General features: G+C 60.0%; 15 protein-coding genes and 1 pseudogene. 1 reads left to right on the top strand and 15 read right to left on the bottom strand.

Annotation, left to right across the window (positions count from 1 at the left end; all coding sequences use genetic code 11):
- Positions 1–7: 7 nt before the first annotated feature.
- The 13 genes and pseudogenes from PACILC2_RS26855 to lspA form a co-directional block, all read right to left on the bottom strand.
- Positions 8–277, bottom strand: coding sequence for a hypothetical protein (locus PACILC2_RS26855; protein ID WP_244863466.1), 270 nt, complete (start codon positions 275–277; stop codon positions 8–10).
- Complete coding sequence (locus tag PACILC2_RS26850; protein WP_244863465.1) at positions 274–459, bottom strand: hypothetical protein; 186 nt, start codon at positions 457–459, stop codon at positions 274–276. The genes PACILC2_RS26855 and PACILC2_RS26850 overlap by 4 nt, the downstream gene beginning before the upstream one ends.
- Positions 456–1,466 carry an ABC transporter ATP-binding protein gene (locus PACILC2_RS12310; RefSeq protein WP_213529011.1) on the bottom strand — a complete coding sequence of 337 codons (1,011 nt, stop codon included), beginning with the start codon at positions 1,464–1,466 and terminating at the stop codon, positions 456–458. Before PACILC2_RS12310 ends, PACILC2_RS26850 begins: the two co-directional genes overlap by 4 nt.
- Positions 1,467–1,799: 333 nt before the next feature.
- Positions 1,800–2,447 carry an orotate phosphoribosyltransferase gene (gene pyrE / locus PACILC2_RS12305; RefSeq protein WP_280515311.1) on the bottom strand — a complete coding sequence of 216 codons (648 nt, stop codon included), beginning with the start codon at positions 2,445–2,447 and terminating at the stop codon, positions 1,800–1,802.
- Positions 2,444–3,172 carry an orotidine-5'-phosphate decarboxylase gene (gene pyrF / locus PACILC2_RS12300; RefSeq protein ID WP_213529010.1) on the bottom strand — a complete coding sequence of 243 codons (729 nt, stop codon included), beginning with the start codon at positions 3,170–3,172 and terminating at the stop codon, positions 2,444–2,446. The genes pyrE and pyrF overlap by 4 nt, the downstream gene beginning before the upstream one ends.
- A gap of 121 nt (positions 3,173–3,293) precedes the next feature.
- Positions 3,294–6,515, bottom strand: coding sequence for a carbamoyl-phosphate synthase large subunit (gene carB / locus PACILC2_RS12295; protein WP_213529009.1), 3,222 nt, complete (start codon positions 6,513–6,515; stop codon positions 3,294–3,296).
- Complete coding sequence (locus PACILC2_RS12290; RefSeq protein ID WP_062492424.1) at positions 6,502–7,656, bottom strand: carbamoyl phosphate synthase small subunit; 1,155 nt, start codon at positions 7,654–7,656, stop codon at positions 6,502–6,504. Before PACILC2_RS12290 ends, carB begins: the two co-directional genes overlap by 14 nt.
- A 32-nt stretch (positions 7,657–7,688) precedes the next feature.
- Entirely contained in the window at positions 7,689–8,975 is a 1,287-nt protein-coding gene (gene pyrC, locus PACILC2_RS12285) for a dihydroorotase (protein ID WP_213529008.1), read from the bottom strand.
- Positions 8,976–9,017: 42 nt separating this feature from the next.
- Positions 9,018–9,917, bottom strand: a complete 900-nt coding sequence (locus tag PACILC2_RS12280; RefSeq protein ID WP_062492422.1) for an aspartate carbamoyltransferase catalytic subunit — start codon at positions 9,915–9,917, stop codon at positions 9,018–9,020.
- Positions 9,918–9,935: 18 nt separating this feature from the next.
- Positions 9,936–10,460, bottom strand: a complete 525-nt coding sequence (pyrR, locus tag PACILC2_RS12275; protein ID WP_062492421.1) for a bifunctional pyr operon transcriptional regulator/uracil phosphoribosyltransferase PyrR — start codon at positions 10,458–10,460, stop codon at positions 9,936–9,938.
- 324 nt (positions 10,461–10,784) lie between these two features.
- Positions 10,785–12,020 (bottom strand): LL-diaminopimelate aminotransferase, encoded by a 1,236-nt coding sequence (locus PACILC2_RS12270; RefSeq protein ID WP_062492420.1) that lies wholly within the window; start codon positions 12,018–12,020, stop codon positions 10,785–10,787.
- A 163-nt stretch (positions 12,021–12,183) separates the two neighbouring features.
- Positions 12,184–13,128, bottom strand: coding sequence for an RluA family pseudouridine synthase (locus tag PACILC2_RS12265; RefSeq protein WP_062492419.1), 945 nt, complete (start codon positions 13,126–13,128; stop codon positions 12,184–12,186).
- Between the two features lie 166 nt (positions 13,129–13,294).
- Positions 13,295–13,737: pseudogene (gene lspA / locus PACILC2_RS12260) on the bottom strand (signal peptidase II); the annotation flags it as partial.
- A 152-nt stretch (positions 13,738–13,889) separates the two neighbouring features.
- Here lspA and PACILC2_RS12255 point away from each other — a divergent pair.
- A complete protein-coding gene (locus PACILC2_RS12255; RefSeq protein ID WP_062492418.1) occupies positions 13,890–14,615 on the top strand; it encodes a TraR/DksA C4-type zinc finger protein in 726 nt (241 codons plus the stop codon).
- An 89-nt stretch (positions 14,616–14,704) separates the two neighbouring features.
- Here PACILC2_RS12255 and PACILC2_RS12250 read toward each other — a convergent pair whose 3' ends face one another.
- Positions 14,705–15,037: a DUF5665 domain-containing protein gene (locus PACILC2_RS12250; RefSeq protein ID WP_213529007.1), complete on the bottom strand. Its 333-nt coding sequence runs from the start codon at positions 15,035–15,037 to the stop codon at positions 14,705–14,707.
- 122 nt (positions 15,038–15,159) lie between these two features.
- Positions 15,160–18,252, bottom strand: a complete 3,093-nt coding sequence (ileS, locus tag PACILC2_RS12245; RefSeq protein ID WP_213529006.1) for an isoleucine--tRNA ligase — start codon at positions 18,250–18,252, stop codon at positions 15,160–15,162.
- Positions 18,253–18,374: the final 122 nt, after the last annotated feature.

Here is an 18,374-nt window from a genome sequence, read left to right as displayed (position 1 = left end):
CCCGCGCTTAAAGCGAGAAGCCCCGCCCATCCGGCGCCGAACGCCGGCGGGCCGACGAAACACCAGGCGATCGCGCTGCCGGCCGCCAAATGAACGACAAAGCGCAGCGCGGCTTCGCCCAAAACGCCATATAGTGATAGCCGATATAAGATAACGGCCGCACGAGCCGTATCGCGATATCGCCCTGCTTGATCTCGTCTTCCATCCGCAAGCACAGATGGGGAAACGCCATCGTCAGCGCTTCGGTGAATACGAGATACCAAACGATCTGCTTCAAGGTGAACCCGGCGACGACCGGTTCGCCCGTTCCCGCATAGGCTGCGCTCCAAAGCTGAACGAAGATGAACAGTATAAGAAGCAGGAATACCGACCGCAGCAAAAATCGGTCATATAAGCCAACTGATGGCGCAGCGTAATGACGCCGACCGCCCGGTATTTGGCCAGTTTTGCGCCGATCATGCCCCTTCCCTCCTCCCCGCCTCCCGCGCGTAAATATGCTTGATAACCTCTTCCATCGGCGGATTTTCGATCGTCACGTCGCGAATGCGCATTCGGCCGACGATCGAGGCGAGAACAGGCTCGATCGCGGTGACGCCGACGTCTACGGCAAGCCGCAGCATGCCGGGCGAGACGGCCAGCACGCGGACGCCCGGACCGTTCCAATCGGCGATTTCCGTTTGGTCGGTTTCATCGGTCTGCAGCGTAATCGTCTTGTAGGCGAGCACCTCCCGCTTCAACCGTTCCACAGGTTCGTCGACAATAATGCCGCCGTGATGAATGACGACAGCCCGCCGGCACAGCAGCTCGATATCGCCCGGGTCGTGCGAAGTGAGAAACACCGTCGTCCCTTCTTCCCGGTTCAATTCCGTTATCAGCTCGCGAATCCGCTGCTTGATGACGACATCGAGGCCGATCGTCGGCTCGTCGAGGAACAGCAGCTGCGGCCGGTGCAGGAAGGCGGCGGCGATCTCGCAGCGCATCCGCTCTCCGAGCGACAGCTTCCGCACCGGCGTGCTCCAGTGCCGCTCCAGCTCGAAGCGGCCGATCAGATCGTCCCGCCGCTTCGCGTAATCTTGCCGGTCCAGCTCATAGATCCGGCTCATCAGCTCGAAGGTGTCGGCCGGTGGCAGATGGTACCACAGCTGCGATTTTTGTCCGAAGACGGTGCCGATCCGGTAAGCGAGCTTCTCGCGTTCCTTCCACGGCGTAAAGCCGAGCACCTCCGCAAGCCCGCCGGTCGGATGCAAAATGCCGGTCAGCATTTTGATCGTCGTCGACTTCCCGGCGCCGTTCGGCCCGAGAAAAGCGAGCGTTTCGCCCCGCTCGACCGTCAGGTCGATGCCGGCGACCGCTTCCTTCTCGATCCATTCCGGCCGCAGCAGCGATTTGACGCTCTCCCTGAATCCCGGCTTTTTCCGCTTCACGCGGAACGTCTTGCTCAGTCCTTCCGTTCTCAGCGCCAGCATAACGCCTCCTCCTCTTTGGGCCGCGTCCGCCTTTTCTCCGGTAAAGCAAAAAAGCCTCCGGCAAGCCCGGCCCTGATAGGGCGGAACTTGCCGAAGGTCTTTTATCCCTTACGGTGTAGCGCCAACGATTCGCAAGTCGCGCGGTGCGGGCGCCGGTTTCGCTCGGTTCGCCCGTCCCTCGGCGCGTCGCCCGCGCCTTCCGGTCCGTCGGATCCCTAGAAACCCTTCCGTTTGATGTAACATCTTACCATCATTCCCTCCAAGAGGCAATATGTGCGACGGAAAAATATCGCCATCCGCCGGACCGGAGGGAAGATCGTGGCCGACACGCCTTTAGCGGCCGTACGACTGCGGATTTTCGCGCCACGATTGAAGCAGGCCGATATCTTCGGGCTTGACCGCGCCTTGCTCGAGCGCGGTTTCGATCAGCGCCGAGTAGCAGGACAGCGTGTCGAGCGGGATGCCTTCCGCCTTGAACGCCTCCGCCGCTTGCGGAAACTCGTACGTAAAGATCGCCACGACGCCTTGCACCTTACAGCCCGCCTCGCGTACGGCGAGCGCCGCTTTCAACGAGCTGCCGCCGGTCGAAATCAAATCCTCGATCAGCACCACTTTCTGTCCCGCCTGATAATGGCCTTCGATCTGATTCGTCTTGCCGTGCCCTTTCGCTTTGTCCCGGACATACAGCATCGGCAGATTCAACTTTTGCGCCACCCATGCCGCATGCGGAATGCCGCCGGTCGCAATGCCGGCCACCGCCTCGCAATCCGGGTAACGTTCGCGAATGATAGCCGCGAAGCCTTCGGCGATCCGGTCGCGGATGTCCGGATACGACATCGTCAGCCGGTTGTCGCAATAAATCGGCGATTTCAGACCCGACGTCCACGTGAACGGCTCGTTCGGACGCAGCGCGACCGCGCCGATGCTCAGCAGGTCGCCCGCAATGCGGCGCGGCAACTGCTCAAGTAAAGGATTGCTCATCCTTGTATCAGCTCCTCCATGATCGATTCGATCGCCGCTCTCGGATCGGCCGCGGCGGTAATCGGTCTGCCGATGACCATGTAATCGGCGCCTTGCGCCAGCGCCTCCCTCGGCGTCATGATCCGGGACTGGTCGCCGGGATCGGTCCCGGAAGGGCGAATGCCGGGCGTCACCGTCTGAAATGCCGGACCGCAGGCCGCCTTGACGGTCCGGACTTCGAGCGGCGATGCGACGACGCCGGCCAATCCGGCACGCTTCGCCAGCTGCGCGTATCGGATAACCGCTTCTTCCGTCGAACCGGCAATGCCGATCTCTTCGTTCAGCACTTCACGGCTTGTACTCGTCAGCTGCGTCACGGCGATGACGGTCGGCCGCTTCGCGCCGCCGGCCAATGCCGCATCGGCGCCTTCCAGCGCCGCTTCCATCATGCGCACGCCGCCCGCCGCATGCACGTTGAACATATCGACGCCAAGCTTCGTTACGCTGTTCGCGCCTCCCCGCACCGTATTGGGGATATCGTGCATTTTCACATCGAGAAAGACGCGGTAGCCGCGCTCCTTCAATCGGGCGACGAACGAAGGGCCCGCAGCGTAGAACAGTTGCAAGCCGACCTTGATATAGCATGGAATGCCGTCGAGCTGCTTCAGCAGCTTCTCCGCCTGTTCCGTTCCGGGGTAGTCGAGCGCCACCATAATGCGCTCCGCCGCCTGCTCTTTTGTCAGCATGTTGTATTCCGGCCCCTTTCGAGAAAAGTCCGCTTCGCGAGCTCCCTAACAGCGAAGACGGCCAGTCCGTCCGCCGGTGCGCCGCGAAAGCGGCTGCCGGCGGACGCCGGCCGTTCCCACCTTATTTCGCTTCGATGACAGGCATCGCGCGCGAGGAGAAGTTGATCGTCTCCAGCATATTGAGCAGCGCGCGCACCGTATCGAGCGACGTCATACAGACGACGCCGTTCTCCACCGCCTCGCGGCGGATGCGGAAGCCGTCACGGTTCGGCGTCTTGCCTTTCGTCAGCGTATTGACGACGAACTGCGCTTCACCGCTGCGGATGAGATCGAGAATGTTCGGCGATCCTTCGCTCAGCTTGTTGACGCGCTTCACGCGAATGCCTGCCGCCTCGAGCTTGTCGGCGGTGCCGCCCGTAGCGATAATTTTATAGCCCAGCTCGTAAAACCCGCGCATCAGCTCGGTCGCTTCCTCCTTGTCCTTGTCGGCGACCGTGGCGATGATGGCGCCGGACTGCGGAATGCGCATGCCCGCGCCGACGAGTCCTTTATAGAGCGCCTTGGCGTATTGCACGTCCCGTCCCATCACTTCGCCGGTCGATTTCATCTCCGGCGTCAGCGTCGGGTCGACGCGGCGCAGCTTGGCGAAGGAGAAGACCGGCACTTTGACGGAGACGTATTCGTCTTCCGGCCAGAGACCGTCCGTGTACCCGAGATCGGCCAGCTTCTCGCCGAGGATGGCGCGCGTCGCCAGATTGGCCATCGGCACGTTCGTCACTTTGCTCAGGAACGGCACCGTCCGCGACGAGCGCGGATTGACCTCGATGACGTACACCTGCTCGTTGTGAATGACGAACTGGATATTGACCAGACCGATGACTTTCAATTCCTTCGCGATTTTCATCGTGATATCGACGATTTGCGCCTTGATTTCCGCCGACAGCGACTGCGGCGGATAGACGGCTATCGAGTCGCCGGAGTGGACGCCCGCGCGTTCGACATGCTCCATAATGCCCGGAATGAGCACGGTATCGCCGTCGCAGATCGCGTCGACCTCCGCTTCGCGTCCGAGCATGTAGCGGTCGATCAGCACCGGATGCTCCGGATTGATTTTCACCGCCTGCTCCATGTAGCTGAGCAGTTCCTGATCGGAATAGACGATTTCCATCGCCCGGCCGCCTAGCACGTAGGAAGGACGGACAAGTACCGGATATCCGAGCCCGCCGGCCGTTTCCACCGCCTGGTCGACCGACGTGACGGTGCTGCCTTTCGGCTGGGCGATGTTCAGCTTGCGCAGCAGCGCTTCGAACTTTTTGCGGTCCTCCGCCGCGTCGATGCTGTCGAGGCTGGAGCCGAGAATGCGGACGCCCGCCTTAGCCAGCGGCGCCGCCAGGTTGATCGCCGTTTGCCCGCCGAACTGGACGATGACGCCGATCGGCTTCTCCTGCTCGATAACGTTCATGACGTCCTCGAAGAACAGCGGTTCGAAGTAGAGCCGGTCGGACGTGTTGAAGTCGGTCGATACCGTCTCCGGGTTGTTGTTGATAATGACCGCTTCGTAGCCCGCGTTCTGAATGGCCCATACGGCATGGACGGTCGAGTAGTCGAACTCGATGCCCTGGCCGATGCGGATCGGGCCGGAGCCGAGCACGAGCACTTTCGGCTTCTCAGTTTCCGCAACTTCGTTCTCGGTCTCGTAGGTCGAATAATAATACGGCGTCGACGCCTCGAATTCGGCGGCGCAGGTGTCGACCATTTTATAAACCGGCTTAATGCCGTACTCCAGCCGCAAAGCCCGGACTTCGTCCTCCTGCGTATGGCTGCCTCCCGGTTGTCCTTCCCGGCGGAGCTCCGCGATCGAACGATCGGAGAAGCCCATGCGTTTCGCTTCATACAGCGTTTCCCGGGACAGCGCCGCTTCGGAGCGAATGCGATCCTCGAAACGGACGATCCCTTGAATTTTATCGAGGAACCACCAGTCGATCCGGGTAATATCCTGAATGTCCTGCAGCTTGTATCCTCTGCGGAAGGCTTCGGCGACGAGGAACAGCCGCTCGTCGTCCGGCTTCGCAAGCCGCCCGCGGAGCGTCTCGTCGTCGATCGCTTCCGCCCCTTTCAGATGCAGCCGGTGAACGCCGATCTCAAGCGAGCGCACCGCCTTCAGAATCGATTCCTCGAACGTGCGCCCGATCGCCATCACTTCGCCCGTCGCCTTCATCTGCGTGCCGAGCTTGCGGTTGGCCGTCGTAAACTTGTCGAACGGCCAGCGCGGAATTTTCGATACGATATAGTCGAGCGTCGGCTCGAAGCACGCATACGTTTGGCCCGTTACCGGATTGACGATTTCGTCCAGCGTGTAGCCGATGGCGATTTTCGCCGCCATCTTCGCGATCGGGTAGCCGGTCGCCTTCGACGCAAGCGCCGACGAGCGGCTGACCCGCGGGTTGACCTCGATGACATAATATTGATAGCTGTGCGGATCGAGCGCGAACTGGACGTTGCAGCCCCCTTCGATGTTCAGGGCGCGGATAATTTTCAGCGAAGCCGAACGGAGCATCTGATATTCGCGGTCCGACAGCGTCTGGCTCGGCGCGACCACGATGCTGTCGCCCGTATGAACGCCGACGGGGTCGAAATTTTCCATGTTGCAGACGACGATGCAGTTGTCGTTCGCGTCGCGCATCACTTCGTATTCGATTTCTTTCATGCCCGCGATCGATTTCTCGATCAGGCATTGGCCGATCGGGCTGTAGCGGATGCCGGACGCAACCGTCTCGCGCAGCTCTTCCTCGTTCGCGCAGATGCCGCCGCCCGTACCGCCCAGCGTATAGGCCGGACGCACGATAATCGGATAGCCGATCTCGTTTGCGAAATCGACCGCTTCCTCGACCGTCGTCACGATCGTGCTCTCGGGAACCGGCTGTCCGAGCTCGCGCATCAAATCGCGGAACAGATCGCGGTCTTCCGCCTTCTCGATGGCGCTCAGCTGGGTGCCGAGCAGCTTGACGTTCTCCCGCTCCAGCACGCCGGCGCGGGCCAGCTCGACCGCCATGTTCAGCCCGGTCTGGCCGCCCAGCGTCGGCAGCAGGCCGTCCGGGCGCTCCTGCCGGATAATCTGGGTGACGAAGTCGAGCGTAATCGGTTCGATATACACTTTATCCGCCATATTCGTATCGGTCATAATCGTCGCCGGGTTGCTGTTGATCAGTACGACCTCCAGCCCCTCTTCCTTGAGCGCCTGGCATGCCTGCGTTCCGGCATAATCGAATTCCGCAGCCTGTCCGATGACAATCGGGCCGGAGCCGATGACGAGAATTTTTTTCAGTTCGTTATTTTTGGGCATACTGCAATTCTCCTTTCAACGCCTCCGCTTCCTCTGCATGGCGGGCTTGCAACGGCCGGCGCGGCTTGCTGCTTTTATGGGCGCGGACCATTTCCAGAAACTCGTCGAACAGATAGCTTGTATCGTACGGGCCGGGCGACGCCTCCGGGTGGTACTGAACGGTGAAAGCGGGGTATTTCTCATGCTTCAGCCCTTCGATCGTCTTGTCGTTGTTATTGATTTGCGTTATGACGAGCGGCGTTCCTTTCACCGATTGTTCCAGCACCGTATAGCCGTGGTTTTGAGATGTAATGAAGCAGCGGTTCGTCGCCAGATCCTTGACCGGATGGTTGCCGCCGCGATGGCCGAACTTCAGCTTCGTCGTATCGGCGCCGCAGGCCAGCGCGAACAGCTGGTGGCCCAGGCAGATGCCGAAGATCGGAAATTCGCCGATCAGGGAAGCGATCGTTTTGACCGCATGAGGCACGTCCTTCGGGTCTCCGGGGCCGTTAGACAGCTGGATGCCGTCGGGTTTCAGGCGCCGGATCTGATCGGCGGTCGTATCGTGCGGCACGACGACGACGTCGCAGCCTCGCTTCGTCAGCTCCCGCAAAATGCCGCTCTTGGCGCCGAAGTCCATCAGCACGATGCGCTCGCCTCCGCCGGGACTCGAAAACATTTGCTTCGTCGAGGTGCGCGCCACCTGATCGCGCATCAGCGGCGTGGCCGCCAGCCGCTCCTGCAGTTCTTCCAGCCGCTCGTTGCCGGTCGTCAGAATGCCTTTCATCGTGCCGTGATGGCGCAATTTGCGCGTCAGCATCCGGGTGTCGATATCGCTGATGCCCGGTATTCCGTATTCCTTAAGCAGATTGTCGAGCGAATATTCGCCGCGCCAGTTGCTCGGCACCGGCTCGTGGCGGCGCACGACGAAGCCGTGGACGAACGGGCGGGCCGATTCGAAATCGTCGCGGGCGATGCCGTAATTGCCGATCAGCGGGTACGTCATCGTCACAATCTGTCCGCAGTACGAAGGATCGGAAATGACTTCCTGATATCCGGTCACGCCGGTATTGAAAACGACCTCGCCGGTGGTCTGCCCTTCCGCGCCGAACGCCAGGCCGGTAAACAGTGTGCCATCTTCCAACAACAGTCTCGCTTGCATCCGTATCACTCCTCAGATGTTCGTATGCTATCTCATATTCCGGACCAGACGACGGCGCCGTCGACCATCGTCAGCACGGGCCAGCCTTGCAGCGTCCAGCCGGCGAACGGCGTATTCCTTCCTTTCGAAGCGAACGTGTCGGGATCGACCTGCCGCTCTTTCTCCAGATCGATAATCGTCAGATCCGCAGGCGCTCCGGGAGCGAGCTTGCCCGACGGCAGCCCGAATACGCGGGCCGGGTCAGCCGTCATCCGCCGCAGCAGGAAGCCGAGCGACCAGCGGCCGGTACGTACGAATTTCGTATACAGAAGCGGAAAGGCCGTCTCGAAGCCGACGATGCCGAACGGCGCGAGCTCCATCCCTTTCGCCTTCTCTTCCGCGCTGTGCGGCGCGTGGTCGGTGACGATGATGTCGATCGTGCCGTCTTCGAGCGCTTCGATGACCGCTTCGACATCGCGCGGCGTCCGCAGCGGCGGATTCATTTTCCAGTTGGCGTCAAGCCCCGGAATGTCTTCGTCGGACAATACGAGATGATGCGGGCATACTTCCGCCGTCACGCGGATGCCGAGCTGCTTGCCCAGCCGGATCAACCGCACCGATTGCTCGGTGCTGACATGGCATACATGATAATGAACGCCTGTCGCTTCCGCGAGCAGAATATCCCGCCCGACATGAATCGCTTCGGATTCGTTCGGGATTCCTTTGAGCCCATGCTTTCTTGCGAACGCGCCTTCGGTGACAGCCGCGCCCTTGACGAGCGAGTCGTCTTCGCAGTGGGCGATGATCGGCATGTCTAGCGAGCGGGCCAAAGCCATCGCGTCCTTCATCATCTGCGCGTTCTGCACGCCGACTCCGTCGTCGGTAAAGCCGATCGCGCCGGCTTCCTTCAGGGCGGCGAAATCGGTCAGCTCGCGTCCCAGCTCGTTCTTCGTAATCGCCGCGTAAGGAAGCACCCGTACGGCCCCTTCGCGCTTCGCCTTGTCTTTAATATATTGAACCGTCTCCGGCGTATCCGTCACCGGACGGGTATTCGGCATGCAGGCGATCGTCGTAAACCCGCCTCTGGCCGCCGATTGCGTCCCGGAGGCGATATCTTCCTTATATTCGAATCCCGGGTCGCGCAAATGAACGTGCATATCGATGAAACCGGCCGAAACGAGCTTGCCGCCCGCATCGATCACTTCGCAGCCGGCCGTATCGGGCGCCGTTTCCCCGTCTTCGATATTCGTCACGATGCCGCCGTCAACGCGGATATGTTTCCTCTCCAGCCGCTCCGCCTCGTCATTCCATACATTGCCGTTTATAATCCAGATTGCCATACGATATCTATTCCGCTCCTTTCGGCTGATCATCCGGTTGTTTTACAGAATCGCCCGCTCGATAACGGCCATCCGGATCGGCACGCCGTGCTCCATCTGCGTAAATATTTTCGACTGCGGATGCTCGACCAGCTCGTCGTCGATCTCCACGTTGCGGTTGACCGGCGCCGGATGCATAATAATCGCGTGCGGCGCCAGCCGGCCGGCACGCTCCGCCGTCAGGCCGTAATGCTCGCGATATTCCTCGGCCGATTTCAGCATGCCGCTCTCGTGCCGCTCCAGCTGCACGCGCAGCATCATGACGACATCGGCCCGGAGCGCCTCGTCGAAGCTCACATACGGCGCATCGAGCTCCGGCGCCTGCATGTTCGGCGGCGCGCAGAACGAAACTTTGGCGCCGAACTTATGCAGCGCCCACAAGTTCGAGCGCGCCACCCGGCTGTGCAGGACGTCGCCGACGATCGCGACGTGCAGCCCGTCCAGCCGTCCGAAATGTTTGCGCATCGTATACAAATCGAGCAGCGCCTGGGTCGGATGCTCATTGTTTCCGTCGCCGGCATTGATAAGCGGCACCCGTACCGACTCCGCCAGCTCCGCCAGCACGCCGATCGGCTTCAGCCGGATGACGCCGGCGTCGATGCCCATCGATTCCAGCGTACGCACCGTGTCGTAGATCGACTCGCCCTTCTGCACGCTGGAAGCCGCCGCGGTGAAATTGAGCACTTCGGCGCCCAGCCGCTTCTCCGCCATCTCGAAGGAAAAGCGCGTCCGCGTGCTGTTTTCGAAAAACATGTTCGCCACAAACTTCCCTTGCAGCACCGGCTCGATCTTGTTCGGGCGGCTCTCCCAGTACGCCGCGCGATCGAGTATCGCTTCGATCTCGTCGCGGCTTAAGTCCTTCAATCCCAACAGGCTCCGCTGCATCAGCTTGGTCGCTGTCATCTTCAACTGGCCTCCCGTTCAATGAATGATCGTGACTTGGTCGGTATCGTCTATTTCGGTTAGCGACACTTCGATTTGTTCCTGCCTGGAGGTCGGTACGTTTTTCCCGACGTAGTCGGGACGGATCGGCAGTTCGCGATGCCCCCTGTCGACGAGCACGGCCAGCTGTATGGACAGCGGACGGCCGCAATCCATAATGGCGTCCATCGCCGCGCGTATCGTCCTTCCGGTATACAGCACGTCGTCGCACAATATGACCCGCTTCTCTTCCACGTTCAGTACCGCCGCATCGCGGGCGGACGATTTCGTTTTCCGGTCGTCCCGGTAAGACGTAATGTCCAGTTCGCCGACCTGCACCGGGCGCTGCTCGATGTCGCGGATGCGCTCGGCGATGCGCCGGGCCAGATAGATGCCCCGGGTGCGGATGCCAACCAGCAAACAGTTGTCAATCCCTTTGTTCTTCTCCACGATCTCGTGCGCGATTCTCGTCAGCGCGCGGCGAATCGCGGTTTCATCCATAATGACGCGTTTATCGGTGCTCACAGCCGCAATCCTCCTTCCGTGTCCGCTACTGCCGCCTCATTCGTAGCGTGCAAAAAAGCTCCTTGCGATTCGTGCCGCAAGGAGCTTTACCGACCCGGATGCAGACAGAGAACCGCCTTCGGGCGCACGTCAAGCGCGCTCTGGCGTCATTCCTTCTGCGGAATCCGTCGGATCGATCGTTTATTCACGCTACCTTGCCAGCCTCTCGGGACTGAATTAAAGGTACTGCTTTTATTAAAAAGCATTATCCCATGTTCGACAAAAGATGTCAATAGGCCGAACCGCGGGTTCCCGGTTCGGCCTATTCAAGCTTTCGTATTTTGTTTACAGGCTCAGCTTGCGGATGCGCTCGACCGCTTTTTCCGTATTGTCCCGGCTGCCGAACGCCGTCAGCCGGAAGTAGCCTTGTCCGCTCCGGCCGAAGCCGACGCCCGGCGTGCCGACGATGTGCGCCTCCGACAGCAGCTTGTCGAAGAACGCCCACGAATCGAGTCCGTTCGGCGTTTTGAGCCAGATGTAAGGCGCGTTCACGCCGCCGTATACGTCAAGGCCGAGCGAAGCGAGCCCTTCGCGGATAATGGCCGCGTTGCTCATATAATAATCGACGAGCGCCGCGATCTGCGCCTTGCCTTCCGGCGAATAAATGGCGGCCGCCCCCCGCTGGGTCACATACGAGACACCGTTGAATTTGGTCGAATGCCGTCGATTCCACAAATCGTTGACAAGATGCGCGTTGCCTTGCGGGTCGTACGCCTTCAGCTCGCGGGGAACGACCGTGTACGCGCAGCGGATGCCGGTGAAGCCGGCCGTCTTGGAAAAGCTGCGGAATTCGATCGCCACTTCCTTGGCGCCTTCGATTTCATATATGCTGTGCGGCACATCTTTCTCGCGGATGAACGCTTCGTAAGCCGAATCGTACAAAATGATGCAGCCGTTTTCCCGCGCGTAATCGACCCACTTCTTCAGCTCGTCCTTGCTCAGCGTCATGCCGGTCGGATTGTTCGGGTAGCACAGATAGATCAGATCGACTTTGCGGTCCGGCAGCGCAGGCTTGAAGCCGTTCTCCGCGTTGCAATCCAGATAGACGATATTGGTGTACCGGTTTTCCGTCTTGTCGAATGCGCCGGATCGTCCCGCCATCACATTCGTATCGACATAGACCGGATACACCGGGTCCTGTACGGCCACAACGCTGTCGGCGCTAAAAATCTCCTGAATGTTGCCGACGTCGCATTTCGATCCGTCGCTGACAAACACTTCATTGGATTGAATATCGATGCCGCGAGCCTTGTAGTCGTGCTCGATAATGGCCTCGATCAGAAAATCGTATCCTTGTTCCGGTCCGTATCCGCGAAACGTCTCCGGTCTCGCCATTTCGTCGACGGCGGCGTGCATCGCCTGAATGACCGCTTCCGGCAAAGCGCGCGTGACGTCGCCGATCCCGAGCGAAATAATTTGCGCATCCGGATGTTCTTGCACAAATTTCGTGCGGCGCTTGGCGATTTCGGAGAACAGGTAGCTGCCCTGCAGTTCCAGATAATGATGATTAATGTTGGTCACGATAAGCTCCACCTTTCCCGTCGAGTGGTTAATCAACGAATAAAGCCGGGACGGCTCCCGGCTCCGCGCTGATTTAAGGATAACCTACTTTCGTGGCCGACATTAATGCAGGAAAATGCAAAAAGTTTGCACTTTTCGCCAGACCATACAGCCGATTTCGCCGCTATCGGCTGCGCAATTCCGCTATGACCCGCTCCATGTCAGGCGGGATGGGGGACGAAAATTCAAGATACTCCTCCGTAGCCGGATGGACGAAGCCGAGCGTCGCCGCATGAAGCGCCTGGCCGCCGAGCTTGACGGTGCGCGACGGACCATATACGGGATCGCCCGCCAGCGGGTGGCCGATATGCTTCATATGGACGCGGATCTGGTGCGTCCGGCCCGTTTCGAGCTGCAGCTCAAGCAGCGTGTAGTCGCCGAACCGCTCCAATACGGCAAAATGGGTGACCGCATCTTTGCCGTTACGGTCCGTTACCGCGAACAGCTTCCGGTTTTTCGGATCGCGGCCGATCGGCGCATCGATCGTCCCCCGGTCGTGAGGGATATTGCCGTGCGCCAGCGCAATGTACACCCGCGATACCGTATGCGCCTTCAACTGGGCGGCAAGCGACAGATGGGCCCGGTCGTTCTTGGCCGCCATCAGCAGGCCGGAAGTGTCCTTGTCGATCCGGTGCACGATACCGGGCCGGAGCTGGCCGTTAATGCCTGACAGATCGCGGCAGTGATGCATCAGCGCATTGACGACCGTCCCCGACGTATGGCCGGGCGCAGGATGGACGACCATGCCGCGCGGCTTGTCGATGACGATAACATCACGGTCTTCATACACGACGTTCAACGGGATATCTTCGGGCAATATGGCCGTCTGCTCCGGTTCGGGCGGCTGAATGACGACGATATCGCCGGCGGCCGTCCGGTAGTTCGGCTTGACCGTCTGCCCGTTCACCTTGACGGCGCCCGACCTGATCCAATCCTGAACCTGGGTACGGGATACCGCCTCGTCCGCGATGCAGTCCGTCGCCAATTTGTCGAGACGCTGCCCCGCTTCGTCCGCCCCGACGACGAATTCCAACGGTTCTTCTTCATGGTAATCGCTGTTGCCGTTCATGCTGTCCGTTCCCTTCTTCATCTGTCTGCTGTTCCGACGCTTGTCCGCCGTCCGCCGACTTGCCGTACGCAGCGCCGGAAGCGTCGGCCGTTTCGGTCACGTCGGATGCGGAAGCGCCGGCGGCGGCGCTGTCCGCCGACACGACGCCGTCTTGAGGTTCGCGGGTAAGGAAGGAGTCCAGCAGGATGAGAATGACGCCGCATACGATGCCGATGTCCGCTACGTTAAATATCGGAAACGTATAGCTTCCGAAATTGAATTGGAAAAAGTCGACGACTTCCCCTTTGACCAGCCGGTCGATAAAATTGCCGCACGCGCCTCCGAGCACCAGCCCGAGCGCGATCATCATCAGCGGCCGGCCGGTTTTGCGGTTAAACTGTATGTACCAGATCAAGCCTCCGACGACGATTACCGTCACGATCAAAAAGAAAAGGCGCTGATTTTCCAAAATGCTGAAGGCGGCACCGGTATTGCGAATGGACGTAATTTGAAAAAGGTGCCGATAACGTTTATTTTTTCGTAAAGCTCGAGGTTGTTTTCAATCCATTTTTTCGTAATGAAATCGACAATAAAAATGAACAACGCGATCCCGTACGAATAATATCTCATCCACATTTCCCCCTTGTCGCGACTATTGTAGCATAAAGCCCGTTCCGGCTACCAGTGCGCGTTTCCATAGATGACCATTGTTGAAAAAGCGGCCGTCCGCTCAAACTAAACCGGCAAGGCGTATAACCGATTATAAAGGAAGGTGATGTCGCGTGACTACGACTTTAAGCGAAGCCCGGCTGGCGGAGCTGCGCTCCCGCCTCGAGGCGGCCAAAGCCGAAGCCGAGCGAAGACTTGCGGGCAACGATCATTACGGCCTCGCCGATTCGCTGCGGGAAGAGACGGGCGAGCTGTCGGCGATCGACAATCATCCGGCCGATGTCGGTTCGGAAATGTTCGAGAGAGGCAAGGACGTCGCCTTGCTGGAAAAAGACGATCTCCGGCTGCGCCGCATCGACGCCGCTCTCCATGCGATATCCGAAGGGACGTACGGCCGCTGTCTGACATGCGGGGAGGCGATTCCTTACGAACGGCTCGAAGCGGTGCCGGACACGCTGTACTGCAAAAAGCATTCGCCCCGGCAGGAGGTGTCCTTGCGCCGTCCGGCGGAAGAGGATATGCTGGACAATCCGTTCGGGCGAAGCAGCATGGACGAGGAATCGTCCTATAACGGCTTCGACGGCGAGGACGCCTGGCAAATCGTCGAGTCATGGGGCAATTCCGATTCGCCGGCCCTGGCCGAAAATCCGAATGACGCGAGCTATGACGACATGTCCGTCGAAAACGACGAAAGCGACGGCTATGTAGAGCCGCTCGAAAGCTTCTTGGCCACCGATATTACCGGCCGCCATATCAGCGTCGTCCGCAATCGCGAATACCGCGATTATTTGGAGCGCCGCGAAGGCGACCGCGCGCTCGAAGTTTCCGAGGAGCCGTAACCCCCGCTCTGACGGGGATGCGGTTTGACCGTCCACCACACGACACGTCGCTCGCCGGGACCGCCATCCGCGTTCGCGTCCAATGGCGGTCAATAAGCTTTGCCTTCCAGCTGGATCTGCACGATGCGGACGATATCGGCGATATAGTCGCCGATAATGGGCAAGTTCAAGGCGCCGAGGATGCGCAGCACATACAGAATCGTGGCGGCGAAAAACGTAAAGCCGATCGCGATGCCGACGCCCCGCGCCGTGCCGGCCAGCAAATTCCGCCACAGGAGCGAAAAAGGGCGGTTGAGCAAATTTACATAATCGGCAATATGCGACCGTTCCATATCTGCGGCCATCTTCTGCAGCCGCCGGTCGACCAGATCGAGCGACTGACGGAGCTTGTCCAGCTCCCGATTCTCTTCGTTCATGAACATCCCTCCATCATTCGGGATATATGGCAAAACAGACGAGCCTATGCGCCGCCCGGTGCCGCCGCGAGGGCGGCGGGGCGACGGCGCGAAGGTCCCGTCTGTTTCCCGCTGTTTCTAGCATAACCTTACGCCCGGATCAAAATTCCAATTTCTTTGTCTCCAAGCCGGACGCGTTCCATCGCATCGTCCTTGCCGTACGTTACGCCGCTGATCAGAACGTTGTCGTACAGCAGCCGCTCGAACGCATCGAGCGCGGACCGCAGCTCGTCGTCGACGTCCAGCGTCAGCTTCACGCGCTGCTCGATCGGCAGGTCGAGCTTCTTGCGCGTATCCTGCACGGCACGGATCACCTCGCGCACCCAGCCTTCCCGCTCCAGCTCCGGCGTAACGTCCGTATTGAGCGCCGCCGTCAGCCCGTATCCCGAAGCCGACGCAAAACCGGATTTGGCCCGTTTCTCGACGAGCAGCTCATCGAGCGAAATGAACAGCTCCTCGCCGTCGGCCGTCGTGAACGTCAGCCCGCCGTTCTGAACGGCCCGGCGCGCGTCTTCCGGCGGCAGTTCTTTCAAATGCGCCTGGATCGGACCGACCTGTTTGCCGTACTTTTTGCCGGCAACCTTCAGATTGAGCTTCAGCGCGAAATCGACAAATCCGCTGTCGCTCGTCTCTACGCGAATCGACTTGACGTTGATCTCGTCACGGATAATGTCCTCGTAGGCCGCGACATCGAATTCGCGGTCGACCGACACGATCAGCTCGGCGAGCGGCTGGCGCGTCTTGATGCCGGTTTCGTTGCGCACGTTGCGCGCCAGCTCGACGATCCGGCGGGCGGTTTCCATATCCTGTTCCAGCTGCGGGTCGATCGCCGACTCGTCCGCCGTCGGATAATCGGCCAGGTGGACGCTCTCCCCGCCTCCGAGATTGCCATACACGTCGTCGGCGAGCAGCGGCGCGAACGGCGCAATCAGACGGGAAAGCGTCAGCAGCACATGCCGCAAGGTGCCGTATGCGGCAAGTTTGTCTCCGGTCAGCCCGCTGCCCCAGAAGCGGTCGCGGGAACGGCGGATGTACCAGTTGCTCAGCTCGTCGACAAATTGCTCGATCGCCTTGGCGGAGTTCAGGAAATCGTTGGCGTCGAGCCCTTTGACGACGGCGGCGACAAGCGAGTTCAGCCGCGACACGATCCAGCGGTCCAGCTTGTTCGCCGAAGGCTCGTACGGATGGGCTGCCGGATCGTACCCGTCGATGTCGGCGTATAGCGCGAAGAACGCATGCGTATTGACGATCGTGTCAATGACCTTCGATTTCGCTTCGGCCACGATCGCTTTCGAGAACCGCTTGCTGTTCCAAGGCGCGCTGTCGGCGAGCAGCGCCCAGCGGAAGGCGTCGGTGCCGTACGCTTCGATAATTTCCCACGGATCGATAACATTGCCTTTCGACTTGGACATCTTCTGGCCGTTCTCGTCGAGAATATGGCCGGTGGAAATGACCGCCTTGTAAGGCGCCTTGCCGTTGTACAGCGTCGAAACGGCGAGCAGGCTGAAAAACCATCCGCGCGTCTGGTCGATGCCTTCGCAGATCATGTCGGCCGGATACTGCTCCTCGAACAGCTCCTTGTTCTCGAACGGGTAATGATACTGGGCGAACGGCATCGAGCCGCTGTCGAACCAGACGTCGATCACTTCCGGCGTGCGCGTCATGACTCCGCCCTCGCAGTGCGGACAGGACAGCTTCACTTCGTCGACGTAAGGCTTGTGAAGCTCCAGATCCGCCGGCACTTCGCCGATCGCCCGCTCACGCAGTTCGCGCAGGCTGCCCGGCGCGCATTCGCCCCCGCAGCTGTCGCACACCCATACGTTGAGCGGCGTTCCCCAATACCGGTTGCGGCTGATGTTCCAATCGACCAGATCTTCCAGAAATTTGCCGAAGCGGCCTTCACGGATATGCCCCGGATACCAGTCGACGCCGTTGTTGTTGGCAATCAGTTGTTCCTTCACCGCGGTCGTCTTGATAAACCAGCTTTCCGTCGCATAATAGAGCAGCGGCGATTTGCAGCGCCAGCAGAACGGATAGCTGTGCTCGTATTTCTCTTTCGCGAACAGCAGCCCTTTCTCGCTCAGCATCTTCACGATGTCGACGTCGCAGTCCTTCACGAACCGGCCCGCCAAATCGGTCACCGCGTCCACATATCGTCCGGCCGAATTGACGACGTTCAGCATGCCGATGCCGCTCGCCCGCGCCGCCTTGTAGTCGTCTTCACCATGCGCCGGCGCGATATGAACGATGCCCGTACCGCTCGAGTCGCTGACGAAATCGGCGGCGATGACGACATGTCCGTCTTCGACCGGCACGTAGTTGAACGGCGGTTCGTAGCGCAAGCCCGCAAGCTCCGCTCCTTTGACGCGGCCGACGATTTCGTAGTTCTCCTTGAGCACCTGCTCGGCCAGATTTTCCGCGACGATATACGTTTCGTCCCCTTGCCGCGCCTTCACATACGTAAGCTCCGGATGGACGGCCAGCGCCACGTTCGCCGGCAGCGTCCACGGCGTCGTCGTCCAGGCGAGCACCGCTTCGCCCGTATCCTTCAGCCGAAACTTGACCGTCGCGCTCAAATCTTTGACATCTTCATAGCCTTGCGCGACTTCGTGGGAGCTGAGCGTCGTCTGACAGCACGGACAGTACGGGCTGACCCGATGTCCGCGGTACAACAGCCCTTTCCCGTGAATGGTCGACAGAATATGCCAGACGCTTTCGATGTAGTCGTTGTGCAGCGTGACGTACGGATCGTCCATATCGGTCCAGTACGCGATCGCTTCAGTCAATTCCCGCCATTGCCGCTCGTATTCGAAGACGCTGTCCTTGCATTTCTTGATGAACGCCTCGATGCCGTAATTTTCGATTTCCTGCTTGCCGGAAATGCCGAGCTGCTTCTCCACGCCGAGCTCGACGGGCAGGCCGTGCGTATCCCAGCCTGCTTTGCGGACGACGCGGTAACCGGACATCGTCTTGTAGCGGCCGATGAAATCTTTGATCACGCGCCCGAGCACATGGCCGATATGCGGCGCCCCGTTGGCGGTCGGCGGCCCTTCGTAGAAGACGAAATTCGGCTTGCCGCTGCGGTTCTCGATCGACCGTTTGAACGTGTTCTGCTCCTTCCACTTGGCCAGCACGCGCAGCTCGCGGCTGCGGGCGCTCTCTTTTACATTTACCCTGTTCATGCCCTTATCCAACCCTTTCCTGCAAAAAATAAAAACCCCGCCCTGTAAAGGGACGAGGTTGTCTCGCGTTACCACCCTTGTTCCGCAGCGTTTTCGCCGCATCGGCCCAATCCTGTTCCAGA

Source organism: Paenibacillus cisolokensis, from assembly GCF_018403665.1.
GTDB lineage: Bacteria > Bacillota > Bacilli > Paenibacillales > Paenibacillaceae > Paenibacillus_AH > Paenibacillus_AH cisolokensis.
This window is presented reverse-complemented; position numbering and strand designations above follow the sequence as displayed.